Source organism: Streptomyces lanatus (assembly GCF_014655715.1).
Classification (GTDB): domain Bacteria; phylum Actinomycetota; class Actinomycetes; order Streptomycetales; family Streptomycetaceae; genus Streptomyces; species Streptomyces lanatus.
The window spans coordinates 199,726-223,440 of sequence record NZ_BNBM01000019.1 but is presented as its reverse complement, the minus strand read 5'-3'; the positions used below and the strand labels follow the sequence as shown (position 1 = coordinate 223,440).

The following is a 23,715-nucleotide window of genomic DNA, read 5'->3' as shown; positions in this document are numbered from 1 at the left end:
GTCCATAGAGGCTCGCGTCCACTGTGTTGGTTCTGAGACAACGACCGTGTCATGTCCGGTCACAGTTTCATAGTGTTTCGGTGGTTATAGCGTGAGGGAAACGCCCGGTTACATTCCGAACCCGGAAGCTAAGCCTTACAGCGCCGATGGTACTGCAGGGGGGACCCTGTGGGAGAGTAGGACGCCGCCGAACAAAATTTGAGAGAGCCCCCGGCCGGGGATACCGGTTCGGGGGCTTTCTGTATTTGTGATGCGTGTACGTTGGGAAGGGCCCTCCTTTGAAGGGCCCTTTTTTGTTGATTACAGACGGCCTGTTGTCTTGAGGGCCAGATACGCGTCTGCCAGTGCCGGCGCGAGTTCCTCCGGCGTTGCGTCGACGACCGTAACGCCGCGTCGGCGGAGCTGGTCTGCCGTGCGGTGGCGTTCGCTCTGGGACTGAGCGGCGGCTGCGGCCTCGTACACCGAGTCCGTGTTTCCCCGCGAGGTTGCCATTTGGGCGATGTGGGGGTCGGCCACTGAGGCCAGCAGGACTGTGTGGCGCTGGGTGAGCTGAGTGAGGACGGGGAGCAGGCCCTCCTCGATCGGGGCCGCGTCGAGGGTTGTGAGGAGCACGATCAGGGAGTGGCGGGGAGCTGCTCGGACGGCCGTAGCGGTGAGGCTTCGGGCGTCCGTTTCGATCAGCTCGGGTTCGAGGGTGGCCATCGCGTTGACCAGGGAGGGGAGGACGTCGCCCGCTGTGCGGCCCTGTACCAGGGCGCGTACTCGGCGGTCGTAGGCGAGGAGGTCCACGCGGTCGCCGGCCCGGGACGCGAGGGCGGCCAGGAGCAGGGCCGCGTCCATGGAGGCGTCGAGGCGGGGGGCGTCGCCTACTCGGCCTGCTGAGGTGCGGCCGGTGTCCAGGACGAGGAGGATGTGGCGGTCGCGTTCGGGACGCCAGGTGCGTACGGCGACCGTGGACTGTCGGGCCGTAGCGCGCCAGTCGATGGAGCGGGTGTCGTCGCCGGGGACGTATTCGCGCAGGCTGTCGAATTCTGTGCCCTCGCCGCGGGTGAGGACGCTGGTGCGGCCGTCGAGTTCGCGTAGGCGGGCCAGTTTGGACGGCAGGTGCTTGCGGCTTGTGAACGGGGGGAGGACCCGTACCGTCCACGGGGCTTTGTGGGTGCCCTGGCGGGAGAAGAGGCGCAGGGGGCCGTAGGAACGGATTGTCACGCGGTCGGCCTGGCGGTCGCCTCGGCGGGTGGGGCGTAGGCGTGTGGTGATGCGGCGGCGTTCGCCGGCAGGGATGGTGACGCGGTGGCGGGAGGCCGCCATTTCTGTGCCGGGTTCCCAGCTGCTGGGGGGCCAGGCGTCGCGGAGGTGGGCGCGCAGGGGGCGGCTGGACGGGTTCGTGATCGTCAGGGTGACGTCGGCTGCTTCGCCCAGGCGCGCGGAAGTGTCGCCGGAGCGCGTCAGGCCCAGTCGGCGTACGGGGGCTGCCAGAGCGAAGTCGCAGGCGCAGGCTGCCAGCAATGGGGCGTTGACCGCGAGGATGCCCGTCCAGCTGGGGTCCCAGATGCCTACGGGGAGGGAGCCCAGGGCTGCCAGGAGTGCGGCGCGTCCGGTGAGGGCCATCAGCGGGGGACGGGGACGTGGGCGAGGATCGCGTTGATCACGGAGTCGGCTGTGACGCCTTCCATCTCTGCCTCGGGGCGGAGCTGTACGCGGTGGCGGAGGGTGGGCAGGGCCAGGGCCTTCACGTCGTCGGGGATGACGTAGTCGCGGCCGGTCAGCCAGGCCCAGGCGCGGGCGGTGGCGAGGAGGGCCGTGGCGCCGCGGGGGGAGACGCCCAGGGTCAGGGACGGTGATTCCCGGGTGGCTCGGCAGATGTCGACGACGTAGGCCGTGATCTCGGGGGAGATCGTGGTCTTGGCGACTGCCGCGCGTGCCGCTTCCAGGTCGGCCGGGCCTGCTACGGGGCGTACGCCGGCGGAGCGGAGGTCGCGTGGGTTGAAGCCCTCGGCGTGGCGGGTGAGGACATCGATCTCGTCCTGGCGGGAGGGGAGCGGGATCGTGAGCTTGAGGAGGAAACGGTCCAGCTGGGCCTCGGGGAGGGGGTACGTGCCCTCGTACTCGACCGGGTTCTGGGTGGCCGCGACCAGGAAGGGGTCCGGGAGCGGGCGGGGTGTGCCGTCGACCGTGACCTGGCGTTCCTCCATGGCTTCCAGGAGGGAGGACTGGGTCTTCGGCGGGGTGCGGTTGATCTCGTCCGCGAGGAGGAGGTTGGTGAAGACCGGGCCGGGCTGGAAGGAGAACTCTGCGGTTCGGGCGTCGTAGACGAGGGAGCCCGTGACGTCGCTCGGCATGAGGTCGGGGGTGAACTGGACGCGCTTGGTGTCGAGTTCGAGTGCGGATGCGAGGGCGCGGACGAGCAACGTTTTGGCGACCCCGGGGACTCCTTCTAGTAGGACGTGGCCGCGGCAGAGGAGGGCGACGACGAGGCCGGTCACTGCGGGGTCCTGGCCGACCACGGCTTTGGCGATCTCGGCGCGCAGGGCTTCCAGGGACGCGCGGGCGGTGCCCGGGTCCCCGGTGGTCCCGGCGTTGTCAGTGGTCGGGTCCATCATGGACGGCGTACCTCTCTTTCGAGGGCGTCGAGTTGGTCGGCGAGGGAGATGAGTGCGGCGTCGTCGCCGGGCGGCGGGCCGAAGAGGAGGGTGTGCAGGGTCTGTCCGTCTCCGTGGTTGCGGAGGTGGGCGGACAGGGCGGGGAGCAGGGCCTCGGGCGCGTGCGCCTGGGAGACGGGGACACCTACGAGGGGGGCGAGGCGCGTGCGGGTGGTGGAGCGAAGAGCGGCGGCCGCGCGGTCGCGGGCATTGGCCTTGCGGTAGAGGCGGGCGCGGCCTTCGACGGTTTCGGAGGCGCGGATCGCCACGGGGAGTTTTTCGGGCACCAGGGGGCCAAGTCGGCGTGCCCTCCAGAAGGCGGCCAGGCATGCGGCGATGAAGAGCTGGAGTGTGCCCCAGAGCCAGCCCGAGGGGAGCAGGTCGAAGAAGCTGCGTTCGTCGTCCTCGTCGGCGGCCGACGTGTCGGAGAGCGAGGGGAGGTACCAGACCAAATGGGGGCGGGAGCCGAGGAGTTGAAGGGCGAGGGAGGCGTTGCCCTGCTCGTCGAGGCGTTCGTTGTGGAGGATGTCGGGCGCGCCGAGGACGACGGTGTCGCCGTCCTCGGTAGTCGGGACACGCAGGAGGGTGGCCAGGCGCTCGCTGGGGTAGCACTCGTCGGCGTCGAGGTGGGTCGTGGTGTAACGGATGCCGCCGAGGTCGGCGGTGCCGGCGCGCTGGGCGGCGGGCAGGGCGCAGTCGGGGGCGAGCTCGGAGTCGAGGCTGGTGGCGGGGTCCGCGGTGACTCCGGGGACGAGTCGTTCGACGGACCAGCTTCCGGGGGCGACGAGGAGGGTGCGCCCGCCGGAGCCGTCGGTCGCCGAGTGCAGCGCGGACTGTTGACGCTCCGTCAGCAGGTCGGGGGCGGCGACCAGGAGGGTGGTGTCCGCGGCGGACGCGGCGCGTGCCTCGTCCAGGGTGGTTACGATGCGGGTGTCCACGCCGCGGTCGGCGAGGAGTTCGGCGACGGCTCGGCTGCCCTTGGGGTCGGCGGAGCGTGGGTCGAGGGTGCCGTGGCGGGCGTCGGAGCGGATGGTGGCGATCACGACCGCCGCCACCAGCAGGAGGACGACGGCGAGGATGACCCCTCGCGCGCGGGTCCACACCTGGCGTGGGGTGCGCGAGGCCGAGGTGGACGGGAGCGTGGCCTCGGTGGTCATTCGGCGGCTCCCTGGCGGGCGTTGTGGGCCGTGCTGGGGGCGCTGCTCGCGAGCTGGGGCTTGGTGTTCTCCAGGTCGCGGTCGAGTTCCGCGATGCGCTGGTACGTCTGCTGCGGCGCGGCCCGTCCGCCGTATGTCACGTCGTCGAAGTCCCGGGCGGCGGCGCGCAGTCGGTCCGCGTGGGCGGGTAGGGAGCGGCCGGCTTCGGCGGCGGCCTCGTCCGCGGTGCGGCCGGGGCGGACGTCGAGGAGCGCGCGTTCCTCCAGTGAGCGGACGATGGCGCGCATCCGTTCCTGGACGGCCTGGTTCCAGTGGCCCTGGGCGGCGTGTGCCTCGGCGGCGGCTCGGTGTTCGGCGGCGCTGCGGGGGCGGTCGTCGAACAGGGCGGCGGAGGACGTGGGTTGGCGGCGTGGGGTGCCCAGGCGCCACCACAGGGCGCCGAGCACCGCCACGATGACCAGGATGACGACGACCAGGCCGAGCGGCCCTCCGGGCGTGACGGTCGAGGCGCTGCTGAACAGGTCCTCCACCCAGTCCCAGAAGGCGTCCAGGGCACGCTGGAACCAGCTGGGTTCGTTCTCGTGGTACATGCCCTTGGACAGCTCGCGCCGGGCCGCTTCCCGGGCGGGGTCGCGCGGGATCGTCAGGGGCGGCTCGTCGTCGGAGCGTGCGAGCACCGCTGACGCCGTGGTGAGAACTCCCCCCGCAAGGATCAACGGTTCAGCTCCCCGGAGTGTCGGTGGCGCCGTAGCCCTGGACGCCGGCCGCGCGGGCCAGTTCGAGGTCGAGGGCCTCGCGGCGGATGCGCTGGTCGATGTAGAGCAGGACGGTGACGCCGGCCGTGATCGGGAAGGTGATCATGGAGCCGATCACCGAGCCGACACCGCTGACGATGAGGAATGTCCAGCCGAGGTCGGTGGCGCCTTCGAGGATGTTGGCGGAGGCGTCGCCGCTGAGGGCGGCGGCGAGGAAGGTGAAGGGGATGACGACGATCGCCGCGATGATGTTCGCGATGATCGTGGCCAGCAGCTGGATGCCGAAGACGCGCCACCAGGAGCCGCGGACCAGCTTCGCGGAACGGCTGAGGGCCTTCACGATGCCCTGCTTCTCCAGCATCAGCGCGGGAGAGGCGAGGGAGAAGCGGAACCACAGCCACAGTGCGACGACGAAGCCGCCGATGACGCCCAGGACGGTGAGGGCCACGCCCGCGTCGCCGGAGCCCGCGCCGGCCACGAGGATGCCGGGCAGGGCGCTCAGGAACACCACGCCGAAGGTCATGAGCAGAAGCAGGAAGAGCAGGCCGAAGAGCCGCGGTACCTGGGGGCGCGCGTCGCGCCAGGCCTCGCCGGTGGTCACCGACTTGCCGAGCACCGCGCGGCTGGTGACCGTCGTCAGCAGGGCGGTCGCCACGATCGCGCCGATGATCGAGATCAGGAAGATCACGCTGGAGCTGAGCATGGCGTCGCCCATGGCGCGGGTCAGCTCGTCGAGGCTGGCGCTCGGGTCGTTGAGCGCCGCGGTGTTGACGCGGTCGTTCAGGACGAAGCCCTGGACGAGGATGACGAGGATCTCCGTCACGACGGCGACGGTCAGGGAGATGCCGAGGACCGTACGCCAGTAGGTGCGCATGGTGGAGACCGCGCCGTCGAGGATCTCGCCGACGCCGAGGGGGCGCAGCGGGATCACGCCGGGCTTGGCCGCGGGCGGAGGTCCGCCCCAGCCTGCTCCCCAGCCGCCGTATCCGCCGGGAGGGCCGTAGCCGGGGTGGCCGCCGCCGTATCCGCCGGGGCCTGCGGGCGGGGCGCCCCAGCCGCCGGGGCCGGGTGGTGGCGGGGGCGGTGGGGTCTGGCCGGGGGCATCGGGGCCTGTCGGGGCGGACCACTGGGCGGGTGGCGGCTGCTCCTTGGACCACTTCGGGCCGGCGCCCTGTGGGTCCGTTCCCGGCTGCTGCGCGGGGTCGGGGCGATCTGCGGGCTCGGCAGGGCCGGTCGCGCCGGGTTCCTGTCCGTCGGACGGGGCGGATCCGGGCGAGGCCCAGCCCGGAGTGTCTTTCATCGTCGCTCCTTCACGGTGCCCGTCCGCGGTCGCGGCGGCAGGTTGGCAGCCATCGTGCCATGGGGTGGTCGGATGGGTCCCGACCGCGGTATGGGCTGTGCGCCTTCAATTGTCCGCCGTACAAGGGGCAGACTGGCCACATGGCTGATCAGCACGCGCAATCCGGCGAGGACGGCAGGCCGATCGAGATTCCGGCGATCCGATGGGACGAACCACCTGAAGGTCCCGTACTGGTCCTTCTCGACCAGACGAGACTGCCGGCCGAGGAGGTCGAGCTGGTCTGTACGGATGCGCCCGCGCTGGTGGAGGCGATCCGTTCGCTGGCCGTGCGCGGGGCGCCGCTGCTCGGGATCGCCGGGGCGTACGGCGTCGCGCTCGCCGCCGCGCGCGGGTTCGACGTGGACGACGCCGCGGAGTCGCTGGCCGGCGCTCGGCCCACCGCGGTGAACCTCGCCGTTGGTGTGCGCCGGGCCCAGTCGGCGTACCAGGGCGAACTCGCCAGGAGCGGGAACGTGGAGCAGGCCGCGGCTGAGGCGCTGGGTGCTGCGCGGGCGCTGCACAAGGAGGATGCCGAGGCCAGCGCACGCATGGCCGAGCGGGGACTGGCGCTGCTGGACGAGCTGTTGCCGGGTGGTGGGCATCGCATCCTGACGCACTGCAACACCGGGGCGCTGGTGTCGGGCGGAGAGGGCACGGCGTTCGCGGTGGCGCTCGCCGCTCACCGGGCCGGGCAGCTCAGGCGGTTGTGGGTGGACGAGACGCGGCCCCTGCTGCAGGGGGCTCGGCTGACGGCGTACGAGGCGGCGCGCAACGGGATGGCGTACACCCTGCTCACGGACAACGCCGCGGGTTCGCTGTTCGCCGCCGGTGAGGTGGACGCGGTGCTGATCGGGGCGGATCGGATCGCGGCCGACGGATCGGTGGCGAACAAGGTCGGGAGTTATCCGCTGGCGGTGCTGGCGCGCTATCACCATGTGCCGTTCATCGTGGTGGCGCCGCTGACGACGGTGGACATGGACACGGCGGACGGGGCGTCGATCGAGGTCGAGCAGCGGCCCGGGTTCGAGGTGACCGAGGTTGCCGCGCCTCAGGCGCCGGTGGCGGGCGGGGAGCCGGGGGGCGGGATTCCGGTGGCGCCGCTGGGGACGCAGGCGTACAACCCGGCGTTCGATGTCACGCCGCCCGAGCTGGTGACGGCGATCGTGACGGAAGAGGGGGCGGTGTCGCCGGTGACGGGTGAGGCGCTGGCCGAGCTGTGGGCCAGGTCACGGCAGGTGACACAGGCGTTGTGACCTAGAGGCCGGAACCGGTTGGGCAGGCAGAGTGGGGCAAACCTGCCCAAAGGTCACTGCCTGTGATGGGGGCGAGGGCAGACAGTGGCGACTGCCTACGACTAAGGTCACTGGCCGGTGACCTACCTCACCTGAGCCTTCGCCACTGTTATGAGAATGGGATGATGTCGTTTATGAAGGGACGAGTCCTTGTCGTCGACGACGACACCGCACTGGCCGAGATGCTCGGCATTGTGCTGCGTGGTGAAGGTTTTGAGCCGTCTTTCGTGGCCGACGGCGACAAGGCGCTGGCCGCGTTCAGGGAGACCAAGCCCGATCTGGTGCTGCTGGACCTGATGCTGCCCGGGCGGGACGGTATCGAGGTGTGCCGTCTGATCAGGGCGGAGTCCGGGGTGCCGATCGTGATGCTGACGGCCAAGAGCGACACCGTCGATGTCGTCGTGGGCCTGGAGTCCGGTGCCGATGACTACATCGTCAAGCCGTTCAAGCCGAAGGAGCTCGTCGCCCGGATCCGGGCGCGGCTGCGGAGGTCGGAGGAGCCGGCGCCGGAGCAGCTCGCCATCGGTGACCTGGTGATCGACGTGGCGGGGCACTCCGTGAAGCGGGACGGGCAGTCGATCGCGCTGACGCCGCTGGAGTTCGACCTGCTGGTCGCGCTGGCGCGCAAGCCGTGGCAGGTGTTCACGCGTGAGGTGCTCCTGGAGCAGGTGTGGGGCTACCGGCACGCGGCCGACACCCGACTGGTCAATGTGCATGTGCAGCGGCTGCGCTCCAAGGTCGAGAAGGACCCGGAGCGGCCGGAGATCGTCGTGACCGTCCGTGGCGTCGGCTACAAGGCAGGACCGAGCTGACATGACCGGGGACAGCGCCGCTGCGGCCCCCGGTCGGACCGGGGCCCGTCCGGAGCGGCCTGTCGGCCGGAAATCGGCGGGCTCCCGCTGGGGACGATTTCTAGAGGGCGGGTTGCTTCAGGGCGGAGTCCAGGGCAGCCCGGTCCTTCGGCTCCTGCTGCGCTGGGTGCGTCGGCCGTTGCTGCCCGTCATGCGGCTGTGGCGACGCAACATCCAGCTCAAGGTCGTCGTCACGACCCTGCTGATGTCGCTGGGCGTCGTCCTGCTGCTGGGCTTCGTCGTCATCGGGCAGGTGCGCAACGGCCTGCTGGACGCCAAGGTGAAGGCCTCGCAGAGCCAGGCGACGGGCGGTTTCGCGGCGGCCAAGCAGCGGGCGGAAGAGGTGGCGGCCGGGACAGCTGACGACGGTTCGACGACGGACGAGCGTTTCCACCAAAACGTCAGCTCGTGGATGACCGAGCTCGTCTCCTCGCTCTCCAGTGGCGGGCAGGGCGCCTTCGAGGTGGTGACGCTCCCCGCCTCCGCGGGAAGTGACAGCGGCGGACGAGGGCGGCGTGGCTCCGGCCTTGTCGACCCGACGGCGAGCGTGCCCGAGGCACTGCGTGAGCGGATCGACAGCGCTACGGGCGCGTTCCAGAGCTACACCCGCATCGTCTACCTGAGCGCTGCGCACAAAGATTCACAGCCGGCTCTGGTCATCGGCAAGCAGGTCAACGACCCCAACGATGACCCGTATCAGCTCTACTACCTCTTCCCGCTCACTCAGGAGGAGAAGTCGCTGAGCCTGGTCAAGGGGACGCTGGCCACCGCAGGGCTCTTCGTCGTCGTACTCCTCGGGGCCATCGCCTGGCTCGTGGTGCGCCAGGTCGTCACGCCGGTGCGGATGGCGGCCGGGATCGCCGAGCGGCTGTCGGCCGGGCGGCTGCAGGAACGGATGAAGGTCACCGGCGAGGACGACATCGCGCGGCTCGGCGAGGCCTTCAACAAGATGGCGCAGAACCTGCAGTTGAAGATTCAGCAGCTGGAGGACCTGTCGCGGATGCAGCGACGGTTCGTGTCCGACGTTTCGCACGAGTTGCGGACGCCGTTGACGACCGTGCGCATGGCCGCCGACGTCATCCATGAGGCGCGGGAGGACTTCGATCCCGTGACCGCGCGGTCGGCGGAACTGCTCGCCGACCAACTGGACCGGTTCGAGTCGCTGCTCGCCGATCTGCTGGAGATCAGCCGGTTCGACGCGGGCGCGGCGGCGCTGGAGGCCGAGCCGATCGACCTCAGGGAGGTCGTGCGGCGCGTCGTCAGCGGGGCCGAGCCGCTCGCCGACCGCAAGGGCACCGAGATACGCATCGTCGGCGACCAGCAGCCCATCGTCGCCGAGGCCGACGCCCGGCGGGTCGAGCGCGTGCTGCGCAACCTCGTAGTCAACGCCGTCGAGCACGGCGAGGGCAGGGACGTCGTCGTCAAGCTCGCTTCGGCGGGCGGGGCGGTCGCGGTCGCGGTGCGGGACTACGGCGTAGGGCTCAAGCCCGGTGAGGCGACCCGGGTCTTCAGCCGCTTCTGGCGGGCCGACCCGGCACGCGCGCGTACCACGGGCGGTACGGGTCTGGGGCTGTCCATCGCGCTGGAGGACGCGCGGCTGCACGGCGGCTGGCTCCAGGCGTGGGGCGAGCCTGGTGGCGGCTCACAGTTCCGGCTGACGCTGCCCCGGACGGCGGACGAGCCGCTCCGGGGGTCGCCGATACCCCTGGAGCCCAAGGACTCACGACGCAATCGTGGACTTAATGACGCCGGTCTGCCGCGCGGTGGCAGTGAGAAGGCCGCGACGGTGCCTGCTCAGCCAGGCGGTGACCAGGCGCCCGCGATGCCGTCCAGGGACCCGATCGCGCCCCGCCTGGGGTCGGCGGCGGTCCCCAAGGCCGATCCGACGGCGCTGCCCGGCAACGGCGCGCGAGTGGTCCCCCGGCCCGCTTCGGGCGCACGGCACCACGACGACCCGCCCGGTGAGGCAGAGCCGCCGAGCGAGGAGGCCGGGCAGAACGAGGATTCGAGCAGGCATGGGGAGGCATCTCGTGGCCGCTGACCGCGAGGGGGGCGCCCGGCGCAGGCCGGGGCGCGCGGCGGCGTACGCCGCCTGTGGCGTCGTACTGCTGGCCGGGTGCGCCTCGATGCCCGACAGCGGCGATCTGCGGGGCGTGGAGTCCACGCCCCGCCAGGACACCCAGGTACGGGTCTTCGCCATGCCGCCGCATGAGGACGCCTCGTCCTCGGAGATCGTGTCGGGCTTCCTGGAGGCACTGACCAGCGACGATCCGGACTACGAGATCGCGCGCATGTACCTGACGAAGGAGGCGTCGGAGAACTGGCGGCCCCTGGTGTCCACGATGGTGCTCGCCGACGGGCCGAGCGCCGACAATGACCGCCTGGGGGGCCGGGAGGAGACCGACAACCTCTCGTACACGCTGTCCGGGACCAAGGTCGCCACGGTCGACGGGCAGCAGTCGTACTCGCCGGCGAGCGGGGAGTACAGCGAGTCGATGCACCTGACCCGGGACAAGAAGACCAAGCAGTGGCGCATCGACGTGCCGCCGCGCGGTGTCGTCGTGGGCAGGTCGGACTTCCAGCGCAACTACATGTCCGTCGACAAGTACTACTTCGCCACGAACACCACGCTCGGGACCTCCCCGCACACGGCCGCCGTCGCCGACCCCGTATATGTGCGCCGGAACGTGGATCCCATGACGCAGACGGTTCGTTCCCTGCTCAAGGGGCCCACCAGCTGGCTCAATCCGGTGGTCAGGTCGAGCTTCCCCACGGGCACGGCACTGAAGGGCGTCACCACGCTGACGCCCGACGACCAGAACCGGCTGACCGTGCCGCTGAACGACAAGGCGGCGCGGGTCGGGCCCACCAAGTGCAACGAGATGGCCGCTCAGCTGCTGTTCACCCTGCAGAACCTCACCCCGACCGTGGACGAGGTCGTGCTGAAGGCGGGTGGCAGGCAGCTGTGCACGTCGAACGGGGAACAGGCGGAGGCCGTCGCCACTCGCGGGTCGGTGGAGCGCGCCGACTATCTGTACCTCCTCGACGACAAGCACCGGCTGGTACGGCTGGCCGCCGCCACCAACGGCACCAGCCCCGACCCCGTGCCCGGTGCCCTGGGCGACGGTGGCACGCAGCTGAAGTCGGCGGCGGTGTCGCGTGACGAGGACATGGCGGCGGGCGTCGGCCTCGACGGCAAGAACCTCTACGTAGGTGCGCTGGTCGCCGGCGGTCCGCTGGGGGATCCCGAGCTGACGAGTGCGGGCAAGACTGAGGACGAGCGGCTCTCGGCGCCCAGCTGGGACGCCCAGGGCGATCTCTGGGTGGCCGACCGTGATCCCGACAACCCTCGGCTGCTCCTGCTGAAGGAGGGCGTGGGCGATCCGGTGGTCGTGAAGACGCCACCCGGGCTGGAGGGGCGGATCGAGTCCGTACGGGTGGCCGCGGACGGCGTGCGCATCGCGCTCGTGGTGAAGCAGGGCGACAAGTCCTCGCTGCTGATCGGACGGATCGAACGGGGCGAGGACGGGAAGTCGGGCGAGCGTTCGGCCGTCTCCGTGCATGAACTACGCTCCGCGACACCCGAGTTGGAGGAGGTCACGGCCATGTCGTGGGCCGGTGACAGCAGGCTCGTCGTGGTCGGGCGCGAGAAGGGTGGCGTGCAGACGCTGCGGTATGTGCAGGTCGACGGTTCCACGCCGGAGGGGCCGGCGCCCGCGGCACTCAGCGGAGTGAAAGAGATCACCGCGTCCGAGGACGCGCGGCTGCCGCTGGTCGGGTATTCGGAGGACGGGGTCGTGCGGCTGCCGTCCGGGGCCCAGTGGCAGAAGGTGGTGGCGGACGGGATGGCGCCGGTTTATCCGGGGTGAGGATTCGTTCGGCCTTCATGGCTTGAGGACGGTGAGTGTGGCGGCCGTTTCCGGTTGGAGTGGGACTCCGGCCGGAAACGGCCGCTTGTTTTGTGCGGCGGTATTCGGGACGGGAATCCGGCGGGACGGGGCGGGGCCCCGGAAGTAGGCCTGGGCGTGGCGGCCGGAGTTATCCACAGGGAGTTATCCACAGGGGTGGCCGGTCGGCGCGGGCGTTGGCAGAGTGGTGGGCATGCGGGGGTGGTGGCAGGACCTCACCGACCTGGTGCTGCCGGCCGAGTGCGGAGGCTGTGGAAGGCCTCGCACGGTGCTCTGCCCGGAGTGCCGTGCCGTCCTGAGCGGGACCGCACCGAGCCGGGTGCGACCGGTGCCGGAGCCGCCTGGGCTGCCGGTCGTGCACGCGGCGGCCCGGTACGCGGACGAGGCGCGGGCCATGCTGCTGGCCCATAAGGAACGTGGCGCTCTGGCGCTCGCGGCGCCGCTCGGAGCGGCCCTTGCGGGGGCCGTGCGGGCGGGACTGCGGCAGGCATGGGCGCAGGGCGGCGGAGTGCCCGGTGCGGGCGACGGCGGGGCGTCCGGGCGGGCTGGGCCGTCCCGGGGCTCTCAGGTGCGGGCTGACGGGGTGGAGGGGTTCGGGGAGGCGGGTGCGCCTGTGCTGCTCGTGCCTGTTCCGTCGGCGCGTGGGGCGGTGCGGGCGAGAGGGCATGATCCCGCCCGGCGGATCGCGCTCGCGGCGGCGGGTGAGCTGCGGCGGGCCGGGACGCCGGCGAGGGTGCTCGCCGTGCTGCGGCAGGGGCGTGCGGTGGCCGATCAGTCGGGGCTCAACTCCCGGCAGCGGCAGGACAATCTCGCGGGCGCGCTGACGGTGGCTCCCGGGGGAGGCAGGCTGCTCGCGGGTGGCGGTCCGGTGGTGTTGGTCGACGACCTGATGACGACGGGTGCGTCCCTGGCGGAGGCGGCGCGGGCCTTGCGGTCCGCACTGGCCGAGAGGGCGGTGAGGGTGGACCCGCGTGGCCGTACGGCGGGTTCGGCAGCCCAGGGTGGCGCGGTGCCGTGGGTCGGGCGCGGCCCGGGCGTATACGGCGGAACGGAAGGGGAGACGGACGCGTATGGATGGGGGACCGATGGGCGGGATGAGTGTGGTGCGGGGACAACCGCCGTGTACGCGGCGGGAAGTCGGGAAAGCACAGGGGAACGAACGGCTGGATCGTTGGAGGGCGCTGTGCGGCGAACGCGTCAGAGGCCGGGAATCATGGGTCTTGGATCGGCTCATGACCTGATCTGCGCGGCCGTGGTCGCAGCGTCTCCGGATTCTTTCGAAATAAACCGGAACTGACTGCGAACTTGCATCGTTGCAGGTAACGAGAGGGTCAATTCACCTGAACGGAGGTACGCCGCAGTAGAGGGTGACGACATCCGTCCGGGCGAGATATGTTCGGTTGTGAGGGAAAGGCGCAGGCCATCCCGTCCTATCCGAATGCCGTGCCGCGGGTTTTACGCAATCACCCGGCGGCCATGGGGTGGAGATCTTGCCCGTGGGGGAGGAGGAGGTGGACGTCACCGAGTCCGAGGTTCCGGGGCTCACCGGAGCCTGGTGCAAAAGGGAGATGCTCCGCCGATGGAGCGGGGCGATCCGGGAACGGAGTTCTGCGTGGACATCGTCGTCAAAGGCCGCAAGACCGAGGTGCCCGAGCGGTTCCGCAAGCACGTGGCCGAGAAGCTGAAGCTGGAGAAGATCCAGAGGCTCGATGCCAAGGTGATCAGCCTCGACGTCGAGGTGTCCAAGGAGCCCAACCCGCGACAGGCCGACCGCAGTGATCGAGTGGAGATCACGCTCCGCTCCCGCGGTCCGGTGATCCGGGCGGAGGCAGCGGCCAGCGACCCGTACGCGGCACTCGATCTGGCCGCGGAGAAGCTGGATGCCCGGCTGCGCAAGCAGCACGACAAGCGTTTCTCGCGCCGAGGCGCACGCCGACTCACGGCGGCCGAGGTCCCCGACCACGTTCCGGGCGCGGCGACGCTCAACGGCAACGGCCACACGTTCCGGGAAGAAGAGCCGGACGGAGTTCCCACCAAGAAGATCGGCTCGCTGGAAGTGAAGGGCGAAGGGCCCCTCGTCGTACGCGAGAAGACACACGTCGCCTCCCCGATGACCCTCGACCAGGCCCTCTACGAGATGGAGCTGGTCGGACACGACTTCTACCTCTTCGTCGACTCCGAGACGAAGGAACCGAGTGTCGTCTACCGGCGGCACGCGTATGACTACGGGGTCATCCACCTCAACACGGATCCGATGGTCACCCAGGCGCAGTCTCCCGCGGCTGGTGGCACGCTGGGCGGCTGACCCACCCGGCCGACAGCTCAGCCGGTGCCCCTGGAGCGCTTGTGCGCCCCCAGGGGCACCGGTGTGCGACCACTTCGCGCCCGGCTCGTCACCGGAGTGTCGGTCGGGCATGAAATCATGGCCGCACCGGCCCAACCGGTGGGCCGCTGCCTTGGGTTGGCGGTGGCATATGACCAGCCGCAGCCTTCAGGGGGAGGAACGATGGCCGACAGCTTCGGACCGATGCGGGACGAGGATGCCGACGGCGATGTTGTCGGCATGGGCCCTGACCTGGGCTCTCCACGCAAGGAGCCGATCAGAGTCCTGGTCGTGGACGACCACGCCCTGTTCCGCCGGGGACTGGAGATCGTGCTCGCGGCCGAGGAGGACATCCAGGTCGTGGGAGAGGCGGGAGACGGCGCGGAGGCCGTCGACAAGGCCGCCGACCTGCTGCCGGACATCGTCCTGATGGATGTGCGGATGCCCAAGCGGGGCGGGATCGAGGCCTGCACCTCCATCAAGGAGGTGGCCCCCAGCGCGAAGATCATCATGCTGACGATCAGCGACGAGGAGGCCGACCTCTACGACGCGATCAAGGCGGGTGCGACCGGCTATCTCCTCAAGGAGATCTCCACGGACGAGGTGGCCACGGCCATCCGCGCGGTGGCCGACGGACAGTCGCAGATCAGCCCGTCGATGGCGTCGAAGCTGCTCACCGAGTTCAAGTCGATGATCCAGCGCACGGACGAGCGCCGGCTCGTGCCCGCGCCGCGGCTGACGGACCGCGAGCTGGAGGTCCTCAAGCTCGTCGCCACGGGGATGAACAACCGCGATATCGCGAAGGAGTTGTTCATCTCCGAGAACACCGTGAAGAACCATGTGCGCAACATCCTGGAGAAGCTGCAACTGCACTCCAGGATGGAGGCCGTGGTGTACGCGATGCGGGAGAAGATCCTCGAGATCCGCTGAGGTCGGCTGAGACCGGCGGAGATCAGCCCACCAGGCGGGCGAGCTCCTTGGCGAGCGGTTCGCGCAGGTCGGGTGCGTCGACCCGCTCCACCCGTACGTCCGTGCAGTCCACCCAGCTCGCCGCCTCGACCAGCGCCTGGGCCACGGCCGGGACCGCCTTCGGGCCGTCCAGCGTGACCTGTCTGGCGACCAGGGTGCGGCCCTCGCGGGCCGGGTCCACGCGGCCGACGAGCCGGCCGCCGGCGAGGATCGGCATCGCGAAGTAGCCGTAGACCCGCTTCTGCTTCGGGACGTATGCCTCCAGGCGGTGCGTGAAGCCGAAGATCCGCTCCGTGCGCGCTCGTTCCCAGATCAGGGAATCGAACGGGGACAGCAGCGTCGTACGGTGTCTGCCGCGCGGCGGGGTCTGAAGGGCCGCAGGGTCGGCCCAGGCCGGCTTGCCCCAGCCCTCGACGGTGACCGGGACCAGACCCGAATCGGCGATCACGGCGTCGACCTGCTCGCCCTTGAGGCGGTGGTAGTCCGCGATGTCCGCGCGTGTGCCGACACCGAGGGACTGGCCGGCCAGGCGGACCAGGCGGCGCAGGCACTCGGTGTCATCCAGCTCGTCATGCAGCAGCGCCTGCGGGATGGCGCGCTCGGCGAGGTCGTAGACCCGCTTCCAGCCGCGCCGCTCGACGCAGACCACCTCGCCGTACATCAGGGCGCGCTCCACAGCGACCTTCGTGCCCGACCAGTCCCACCACTCGCTCGTCCGCTTCGCGCCGCCCAGCTCGGTCGCGGTGAGGGGGCCCTCGGTGCGGAGCTGTTTGATCACCTGGTCGTAGGTGCCGTCCGGGAGCTCGTGGTTCCAGTGCGGGCGGTTGCGGTAGGCGCGGCGGCGGAAGGCGAAGTGCGGCCACTCCTCGGCGGGGAGGATGCAGGCCGCGTGGGACCAGTACTCGAAGGCGTGCGTGTCGGTCCAGTAGGCCTTCTCGATCGTCCTGCGGCCCACCGCGCCCAGGCGGGCGTACGGGATCAGCTCATGGGAGCGGGCCAGGACCGAGATGGTGTCGAGCTGCACCGCGCCGAGGTGACGGAGGATGCCGCGGACGCCCGACCTGCGGTCGAGAGCACCGAGGAAGCCCTGTGCGCGCAGCGCGATGCGGCGGGCCTCATCGGCCGAGAGGTCGGTGGTGGGGCGCAGGGAGGTCATGGTCCGCACCCTAGAGCTTGGCACTGACAATGCGTGGTGACCTGGGGATTTACCCGGAAAGGCGCTACACCGGCTGCGTCCGCGCCGGCAGATACGGAGCCGTCGACGGCAGCGCCAGATCCGACGGGAGCAGGGAGCCCACCCAGCAGTCCCGGCGTACGCCCTGGTTGACGATGGCGGAGCGGAGGGTGCCCTCAAGGGTGAAGCCGGCTCGCTCGGCCACCGTGCGGGAAGGACCGTTGCCGACCTCGGCACGCCATTCCACGCGGTCGATCGACCGGTCGACGAAGGCCCAGCGGGACGCGGCGAGGACTGCCTCGGTGACGTAGCCGTTGCCGCGGTGCTCCTTCGTACCCCAGAAACCGACCTCGGCCTCGCTCATGGAACGCATCGTGAGGCCGAGCATGCCCACCAGGTCCTCCCCTTCGGGGAGGAAGAGCCCCCAGGTGAACATCGAACCGTTCTTCCAGCCGTCGGGGACCAATTGCTCCGTGAAGCTGTGCGCGTGCTCGCGCAGATAGGGCGACGGGATGGTGGTCCAGCGCTGGATGTCGGGATCCTGGGCGGCCTCGTACACGGCATCGGTGTCCTTCGGGCCGACCGTGCGCAACAGAAGGCGGCCGGTGGTGAGCGTCACGGGTTCCATCGACCGATTCTCCTCGTGGGTTCGGTGCAAGCGCCAACGTTTATGCGGTGGGTGAGCGGGCGATCGCGTTTCGCACAATTCATGGGTGGAACGCGGCACCATCCGCGACCCCCGTCCGTTGTCCCCTTTGACGGAGATTTGAAGCAGCGGACGCTCTGCGCCCCCGGCAGGCTCCCGGCACGGCGGGGTCCTCGCATACGATGGCCGTTGCTCAGTCAAGTCAAATGGAAACCGACCGTCCCAGGCCCGACCGGCAAGGAGACCAACCCCCGTGTCCGTCCTCTCGAAGATCATGCGTGCAGGCGAAGGCAAGATCCTGCGCAAGCTGCACCGCATCGCGGACCAGGTCAACTCCATCGAAGAGGACTTCGTCGACCTCTCCGACGCCGAGCTGCGGGCCCTCACCGATGAGTACAAGCAGCGGTACGCCGATGGTGAGAGCCTGGACGACCTGTTGCCCGAGGCCTTCGCCACCGTCCGCGAGGCCGCCAAGCGCGTCCTCGGCCAGCGGCACTACGACGTCCAGATCATGGGCGGCGCGGCGCTCCACCTCGGCTATGTGGCCGAGATGAAGACCGGTGAGGGCAAGACGCTCGTCGGCACGCTGCCCGCGTATCTGAACGCGCTGTCCGGCCAGGGCGTCCACCTGATCACGGTCAACGACTATCTGGCCGAGCGCGACTCCGAGATGATGGGCCGCGTCCACAAGTTCCTCGGCCTCAACGTCGGCTGCATCCTCGCCAACATGACGCCGGCCCAGCGCCGCGAGCAGTACGCGTGCGACATCACGTACGGCACGAACAACGAGTTCGGCTTCGACTACCTGCGCGACAACATGGCGTGGTCCCAGGACGAACTCGTCCAGCGCGGCCACAACTTCGCCATCGTCGACGAGGTCGACTCCATCCTCGTCGACGAGGCCCGTACGCCGCTGATCATCTCCGGTCCCGCCGACCAGGCCACCAAGTGGTACGGCGACTTCGCCAAGCTGGTCACGCGCCTGAAGAAGGGCGAGGCGGGCAACCCCCTCAAGGGCCTCGAGGAGACCGGCGACTACGACGTCGACGAGAAGAAGCGCACGGTCGCCATCCATGAGGCCGGTGTCTCCAAGGTCGAGGACTGGCTGGGCATCGACAACCTCTACGAGTCGGTGAACACGCCTCTGGTGGGCTACCTGAACAACGCCATCAAGGCCAAGGAGCTCTTCAAGAAGGACAAGGACTACGTCGTCATCGACGGCGAGGTCATGATCGTCGACGAGCACACCGGCCGTATCCTCGCCGGCCGCCGCTACAACGAGGGCATGCACCAGGCGATCGAGGCGAAGGAAGGGGTGGACATCAAGGACGAGAACCAGACCCTCGCCACGATCACCCTTCAGAACTTCTTCCGCCTCTACAAGCGCCACGACCACGCCGACAAGGAACAGCCCGGCCTCTGCGGCATGACCGGTACGGCGATGACCGAGGCCGCCGAGTTCCACCAGATCTACAAGCTCGGTGTGGTCCCGATCCCGACGAACAAGCCGATGGTCCGCAAGGACCAGTCGGACCTGATCTACCGCACCGAGGTCGCGAAGTTCGAGGCGGTCGTCGACGACATCGTCGAGAAGCACGGGAAGGGCCAGCCGATCCTCGTCGGTACGACGTCGGTCGAGAAGTCCGAATACCTCTCGCAGCAGCTGTCCAAGCGCGGCATCCAGCACGAGGTGCTGAACGCCAAGCAGCACGACCGTGAGGCGATCATCGTCGCCCAGGCCGGCCGCAAGGGCGCCGTCACCGTCGCCACCAACATGGCCGGCCGTGGTACCGACATCAAGCTCGGCGGCAACCCCGAGGACCTCGCCGAGGCGGAGCTGCGCCAGCGCGGCCTCGACCCCGAGGAGCACATCGAGGAGTGGGCCGCGGCCCTGCCCGCCGCCCTGGAGAAGGCCGAGCAGGCGGTCAAGGCGGAGTTCGAAGAGGTCAAGGACCTCGGCGGCCTCTATGTCCTCGGCACCGAGCGGCACGAGTCGCGGCGTATCGACAACCAGCTGCGCGGTCGTTCCGGCCGTCAGGGCGACCCGGGCGAGTCCCGCTTCTACCTGTCCCTCGGTGACGACCTGATGCGCCTGTTCAAGGCCCAGATGGTCGAGCGCGTGATGTCGATGGCCAACGTCCCGGACGATGTGCCGATCGAGAACAAGATGGTCACCCGCGCGATCGCGTCCGCCCAGTCCCAGGTCGAGCAGCAGAACTTCGAGACCCGTAAGAACGTCCTGAAGTACGACGAGGTCCTCAACCGCCAGCGTGAGGTCATCTACGGCGAGCGGCGCCGCGTCCTGAAGGGCGAGGACCTGCACGAGCAGGTGCAGCACTTCATGGACGACACCATCGACGCGTATGTCGGCGCGGAGACCGCCGAGGGCTTCGCGGAGGACTGGGACCTCGACCGCCTGTGGGGCGCGTTCAAGCAGCTGTACCCGGTGAAGGTGACCGTGGACGAGCTGGAGGAGGCGGCCGGTGACCGGGCCGGGCTGACCGCCGAGTTCATCTCCGACTCCATCAAGGACGACATCCACGAGCAGTACGCGGCGCGTGAGGGGCAGCTCGGCTCCGAGATCATGCGTGAGCTGGAGCGGCGCGTCGTGCTGTCGGTCCTGGACCGCAAGTGGCGCGAGCACCTCTACGAGATGGACTACCTCCAGGAGGGCATCGGCCTGCGCGCGATGGCGCAGAAGGACCCGCTGGTCGAGTACCAGCGCGAGGGCTTCGACATGTTCACCGCGATGATGGAGGGCATCAAGGAGGAGTCCGTCGGCTATCTGTTCAACCTGGAGGTCCAGGTCGAGCAGCAGGTCGAGGAGGTCCCGGTCGAGGACGCCAAGCCGGTGGCCGACCTGGAGAAGCAGGACGCGGTGCCGGCGCAGGCGGGCGCGCGTCCCGAGATCCGCGCCAAGGGGCTGGAGGCTCCGCGCCGTCCGGACCGGCTGCACTACACCGCGCCCAAGGTCGACGGCGAGGGCGACATCGTCGAGGGCGACTTCGACAACGGCGACGAGCCGGTGCGCTCCGAGGCGGACGGCCTCACGCGCGCGGAGCGGCGCAAGCAGTCGCGTGGTGGTCGGCGGCGCAAGAAGTAACGCCGGGTGGTTGGATGCCGCAGCGCCGTTGAGTAGGCGGTGACGGTGATCGCAGCCGTCGGTATAGCGGTTGGAAGGGCCGGTCTCCCTAGCGGGGGTCCGGCCCTTCGCCGTTGAGTGGCGTTTGTAGGGGCTTGGGTGGGGCGTGGCGGGCCCTGTAGCGGGCTGTGAGCCCCTTGGTCGGGCGCGCCCTGTGCCGGGCTGTCAGTCGTCGCTGGTGCGAGGCCTGCGGGGGCCGCCCAGTTCCACCGCCGTGCAGCGCCAGCGGAGGTCGGCGGCCTGTTCCAGGCGGAATGCCATGGCGCGCAGCTGGTCGCCGGCGCCGATGCGGGCGAAGGCCTCGATGGCGCCCGGGCGGGGCTCGAAGTAGCCGATGTCGCGGACCACGGGGCGGGTGCCGCGGGTGCGCAGGGGGCCGCGTTCGGCGAGCCAGGCGAGTTCGTCGTAGGCGCGGCCGGCGGTGTGGCGGAGCATCGAGTGGACGGGGCGTTGGCCGCTGAGGACCTGGAGGAGGCGGTCGGCGAAGACGTCGGTGGGGCGGGGGTGCGGGACGGCGGTCCGGCGGACGGCGGCTTCGCCTGGAGGGGTGTGCGGGGTGTGCGTCGGTGGGCGGGTGTCGGTGGGGGTTGTGCGGGGGTGGGTTCCCGTCGGGTGCGGTGGGCGCGGTGGGCGGGCGCCGGGGGATGTCGTACGGGAGGGGCCGCCGCTCGGTGTGCGGGGCGGGGTTCCGGCTGGGCGGCGGGAGTCGCGGCGGGTCGGTGGGCGGGTGCCGGGGCGGTGCTGTGTCCTCGTCATGACCTTGTGCATGGGGTCCCCGTTCGGCGGGCCCGGGAGATACCGGGCAGTAACTTCCTGGTGGGTGATCTTGTACGGGGCTTTGGGGACATGCACCAAGAAAGCGGGAGCGCAAGTCGGGCGGCTGGAATCTTCACTTATCCGGGTGATCGGCGGGCGGGAGGGGCCGTAACCGCAAGGGAGCACCGGGTGAGTTCGTGGACCGGAGTGGACGCCCTGGGGGGTGGTGGTGGGGACTCGAAAGGGGACACGCGCACGTATCCTGAAGGCCCTCCGGGAGGTGCGGGACCCCGCCCTCTCCGGGTTGTCGCGGAGCCTTACGAACACGAAAGCGGTCAGTCATGCGCGTCTACGTCCCCCTGACGCTCCCCGGTCTCGCCGAGGCGTACAAGACGGGTGAGCTGGGGGCGGGGCCGCTTGTCGCGTACGCCGTCACGCCCGCGTTGCGCGAGTGGTATCTCTCCGACGACATCGAGGAGTTGGAGTACGCGGCGCTGAACCGGGCCGCGCTGGCCTCGCTGCGGCTGGTCGCGGCCGATGCGGGTGCGGTGCGGCGCCGGGTCGTGGTCGCCGTGGATGTGCCCGACGGGGCGGCCGTCGCCGACCCCGACCGCGGGCTGGATCCGGCGGCGTTGGGTGAGGTGCGGATCGCCGGGGGCGTGGCGCTGGCCAAGGCGGCGGCCGTGCATGTCGACGCGGGTGACGCGGAGGCGGACGTGGCGGCTGCGGCCGAGGCGCTGGGGGCGGCGGACGGTGGGGACGACGACGCGCAGTTCGTCGTGGACGGGGCCGAGGACCATGAGCTGCTGTGGTACGCCACGCAGGAGATCCCGAACCTGGTGGGGCTGGGGGACTGAACCCGACGTTTCTGGGTTTCGTACCTGCTGTGGCCTGCTGCTCTCTTGATTGTCAGTGGGGGCGGGTACGGTTTTTGGCATGGGGAAGCAGGTAGGGGCGCACATCGTCTGGGACTGGAACGGCACGCTGTTCCAGGACAATGACGCGATCATCGGCGCGACGAACGCGGCGTTCGGCGAGCTGGGGCTCGAACCGATCACGATGGAGCGGTATCGGGCGCTGTACTGCGTGCCGGTGCCGAAGTTCTACGAGCGGTTGCTGGGGCGGCTGCCGACGGATGCCGAGTGGGTCGTCATGGACGAGACCTTCCATCGGTACTACGCCGAGCACCGGGTGAGATGCGGGCTCACCGAGGGCGCGGGCGAGCTGCTCTCGCGGTGGCGGTCGGCGGGGCGCAGCCAGTCGATCCTCAGCATGTATGTGCATGACGAACTCGTGCCGTTGGTGCGGGGGTTCGGGATCGAGGAGCACTTCATACGGGTCGACGGGCGGACCGGGCCGTCCGGGGGCAGCAAGGCCGAGCACATGGTGCGGCACCTCGAGGCGCTGGTGAGTGTGGATCCCGCTCGTACCGTGGTGATCGGGGACGCCGCCGATGACGCGGTGGCGGCGTTGCATGTGGGGGCGCGGGCCGTGCTCTACACCGGGGGGTCGCACAGTCGGGCGAGCCTTGAGGAAGCGGGGGTGCCGGTGGTGGACACCTTGGGGGAGGCGGTTGCGGAGGCGGAGCGGTTGGCTGCGTAGGGCGCGGCCGGGCGCCTGGGGGTGTGTGGGGCGCGGCGCCCTGTACGCCGCGCCGTGTCCTGTCGTTCGCCGTGGTCAGGTCACCGGTGCCTTCGCGCGCAGGATCGTCAGGAACTCCCTCATCCATGCCGAGTGATCCGGCCAGGCGCGGGACGAGACCAGCGTGCCGTCGACGACCGCCTCGGCGTCCTGGAAGGTGGCGCCGGCTGCCTGCATGTCCAGTTCCAGGGCGGGGTACGCCGTGACGCGGCGGCCGCGGAGGCTATCGGTCGCGGCGGTGAGCAGGGGGCCGTGGCAGATCTGGGCGACGGGCTTGTCGGAGTCGAAGAACGACTTGAGGATCTTGCGGAGCTCGGGGTCGTTGCGGAGGTATTCGGGCGCTCGGCCGCCGGGGATGACGATGGCGGCGTAGGCGCCGGGGTCCACCTCGGAGAAGGCCAGGTCGGCGGGCCAGGTGTAGCCGGGTTTCTCGGTGTACGTGTCGAAGCCGGGTTCGAAGTCGTGGACGACGAACTGGAGCTTCTTGCGGGTGGGGGCCGCGATGTGCACGTCGTAGCCCTCTTCGCGGAGGCGCTGGTAGGGGTAGAGGACCTCCAGGGACTCCGCGGCGTCGCCGGTGACGATGAGGATCTTCGCTGTCATGTCGGTGCGCTCCTCTGTTGGCCGTGGTGGGTGTCTCCGCGTGGCTGGCTCATAGGGCAACGTGCCTCGGGGTGGGGGGCTTGCCAAGGGGGCGGGCGGATCGGGGTGGCCAGGGGGAAGGCGGGGTTCGACGGGTGGTGGTCGTTGCGGGCCCGGTGTTGCGGCTGAGGCGGGAGTGGGTCGCGCGACCGGCGTTGGGGCCGCGCGGGGGTGGGTCGCGCGGCCCGGCGCTGCGGGGTGCCGCCTGCGCCCACCCGTGCCGCCCCAGCGGCACGACTGCCCGCAGGCTGCGCGCGTGGCGAGGAGGGGCGAGGTGGCGGGGCTGTCCGTCGGCTGGGGGTGTTGCAGGGGCTGGAGGGAGCGGCTGCCAGCCGGCGGCGTGCGTTGCGAGGGCCAGTGGGTGGCTGCCGGCTGGGGCTGAGCGTGTTGCGAGAGCTGGGTGGCAGGGGCGCTCGATGGCTGGTGGGTGGAGGGAGGTGATCGGATGGCTGTCCGATGGCTGAGTGCGTGGTGCGAG

19 protein-coding genes and 1 rRNA gene are annotated in these 23,715 nt (G+C 70.2%); 11 read left to right on the top strand and 9 right to left on the bottom strand.

The genetic code is table 11. The annotated features are described in order from the left end of the window. Positions 1–76: 76 nt before the first annotated feature. Positions 77–193, top strand: a 5S ribosomal RNA gene (gene rrf / locus IE325_RS37610). Between the two features lie 107 nt (positions 194–300). On the opposite strand, the gene IE325_RS37605 is transcribed toward rrf, so the two are convergent. From IE325_RS37605 to IE325_RS37585, 5 genes are read right to left on the bottom strand one after another with little or no spacing between them, the layout of a single operon-like run. After that, entirely contained in the window at positions 301–1,611 is a 1,311-nt protein-coding gene (locus IE325_RS37605) for a DUF58 domain-containing protein (protein WP_190074654.1), read from the bottom strand. After that, complete coding sequence (locus IE325_RS37600) at positions 1,611–2,600, bottom strand: AAA family ATPase (protein ID WP_190074660.1); 990 nt, start codon at positions 2,598–2,600, stop codon at positions 1,611–1,613. The genes IE325_RS37605 and IE325_RS37600 overlap by 1 nt, the downstream gene beginning before the upstream one ends. After that, positions 2,600–3,799, bottom strand: coding sequence for a DUF4350 domain-containing protein (locus IE325_RS37595; RefSeq protein WP_190074653.1), 1,200 nt, complete (start codon positions 3,797–3,799; stop codon positions 2,600–2,602). Before IE325_RS37595 ends, IE325_RS37600 begins: the two co-directional genes overlap by 1 nt. Further along, entirely contained in the window at positions 3,796–4,515 is a 720-nt protein-coding gene (locus IE325_RS37590) for a DUF4129 domain-containing protein (RefSeq protein WP_190074652.1), read from the bottom strand. The genes IE325_RS37595 and IE325_RS37590 overlap by 4 nt, the downstream gene beginning before the upstream one ends. 4 nt (positions 4,516–4,519) lie before the next feature. After that, positions 4,520–5,854: a DUF7847 domain-containing protein gene (locus IE325_RS37585; RefSeq protein ID WP_190074651.1), complete on the bottom strand. Its 1,335-nt coding sequence runs from the start codon at positions 5,852–5,854 to the stop codon at positions 4,520–4,522. Positions 5,855–5,994: 140 nt separating this feature from the next. Between IE325_RS37585 and mtnA the strand changes: the two genes are divergently transcribed. From mtnA to IE325_RS37555, 7 genes are all read left to right on the top strand, one after another. Further along, the gene (gene mtnA, locus IE325_RS37580; protein ID WP_190074650.1) at positions 5,995–7,146 is read left to right on the top strand and encodes an S-methyl-5-thioribose-1-phosphate isomerase; all 1,152 of its coding nucleotides are present in this window, start codon (positions 5,995–5,997) and stop codon (positions 7,144–7,146) included. Positions 7,147–7,307: 161 nt separating this feature from the next. Further along, on the top strand, positions 7,308–7,997 hold the full coding sequence (gene mtrA / locus IE325_RS37575; protein WP_015659998.1) for a two-component system response regulator MtrA: 690 nt from the start codon (positions 7,308–7,310) through the stop codon (positions 7,995–7,997). A 1-nt stretch (position 7,998) separates the two neighbouring features. After that, positions 7,999–10,077 carry an MtrAB system histidine kinase MtrB gene (mtrB, locus tag IE325_RS37570; protein WP_190074649.1) on the top strand — a complete coding sequence of 693 codons (2,079 nt, stop codon included), beginning with the start codon at positions 7,999–8,001 and terminating at the stop codon, positions 10,075–10,077. Next, positions 10,067–11,905, top strand: coding sequence for an LpqB family beta-propeller domain-containing protein (locus IE325_RS37565; protein ID WP_190074648.1), 1,839 nt, complete (start codon positions 10,067–10,069; stop codon positions 11,903–11,905). Before mtrB ends, IE325_RS37565 begins: the two co-directional genes overlap by 11 nt. A gap of 232 nt (positions 11,906–12,137) precedes the next feature. Then, positions 12,138–13,241 (top strand): ComF family protein, encoded by a 1,104-nt coding sequence (locus IE325_RS46360; protein WP_229912284.1) that lies wholly within the window; start codon positions 12,138–12,140, stop codon positions 13,239–13,241. Between the two features lie 315 nt (positions 13,242–13,556). Beyond that, positions 13,557–14,249: a ribosome hibernation-promoting factor, HPF/YfiA family gene (gene hpf, locus IE325_RS37560; protein ID WP_373315289.1), complete on the top strand. Its 693-nt coding sequence runs from the start codon at positions 13,557–13,559 to the stop codon at positions 14,247–14,249. 201 nt (positions 14,250–14,450) lie between these two features. Beyond that, complete coding sequence (locus tag IE325_RS37555) at positions 14,451–15,197, top strand: response regulator (protein ID WP_190074646.1); 747 nt, start codon at positions 14,451–14,453, stop codon at positions 15,195–15,197. Positions 15,198–15,219: 22 nt separating this feature from the next. Here IE325_RS37555 and IE325_RS37550 read toward each other — a convergent pair whose 3' ends face one another. After that, a complete protein-coding gene (locus IE325_RS37550; protein WP_190074645.1) occupies positions 15,220–16,392 on the bottom strand; it encodes a winged helix-turn-helix domain-containing protein in 1,173 nt (390 codons plus the stop codon). 64 nt (positions 16,393–16,456) lie between these two features. Continuing rightward, entirely contained in the window at positions 16,457–17,038 is a 582-nt protein-coding gene (locus tag IE325_RS37545; RefSeq protein WP_190074644.1) for a GNAT family N-acetyltransferase, read from the bottom strand. Between the two features lie 271 nt (positions 17,039–17,309). Between IE325_RS37545 and secA the strand changes: the two genes are divergently transcribed. Continuing rightward, positions 17,310–20,159: a preprotein translocase subunit SecA gene (secA, locus tag IE325_RS37540; RefSeq protein ID WP_190074643.1), complete on the top strand. Its 2,850-nt coding sequence runs from the start codon at positions 17,310–17,312 to the stop codon at positions 20,157–20,159. Positions 20,160–20,363: 204 nt separating this feature from the next. Here the strand turns inward: secA and IE325_RS37535 are convergent, their stop codons facing one another. Continuing rightward, the gene (locus IE325_RS37535) at positions 20,364–20,966 is read right to left on the bottom strand and encodes an Rv3235 family protein (protein ID WP_190074642.1); all 603 of its coding nucleotides are present in this window, start codon (positions 20,964–20,966) and stop codon (positions 20,364–20,366) included. 329 nt (positions 20,967–21,295) lie between these two features. Between IE325_RS37535 and IE325_RS37530 the strand changes: the two genes are divergently transcribed. After that, on the top strand, positions 21,296–21,811 hold the full coding sequence (locus IE325_RS37530) for a DUF6912 family protein (protein ID WP_190074641.1): 516 nt from the start codon (positions 21,296–21,298) through the stop codon (positions 21,809–21,811). Positions 21,812–21,890: 79 nt separating this feature from the next. Further along, complete coding sequence (locus IE325_RS37525) at positions 21,891–22,556, top strand: HAD family hydrolase (protein WP_190074640.1); 666 nt, start codon at positions 21,891–21,893, stop codon at positions 22,554–22,556. 75 nt (positions 22,557–22,631) lie between these two features. On the opposite strand, the gene IE325_RS37520 is transcribed toward IE325_RS37525, so the two are convergent. Continuing rightward, positions 22,632–23,198, bottom strand: a complete 567-nt coding sequence (locus IE325_RS37520; protein WP_190074639.1) for a DJ-1/PfpI family protein — start codon at positions 23,196–23,198, stop codon at positions 22,632–22,634. Positions 23,199–23,715 lie beyond the last annotated feature (517 nt).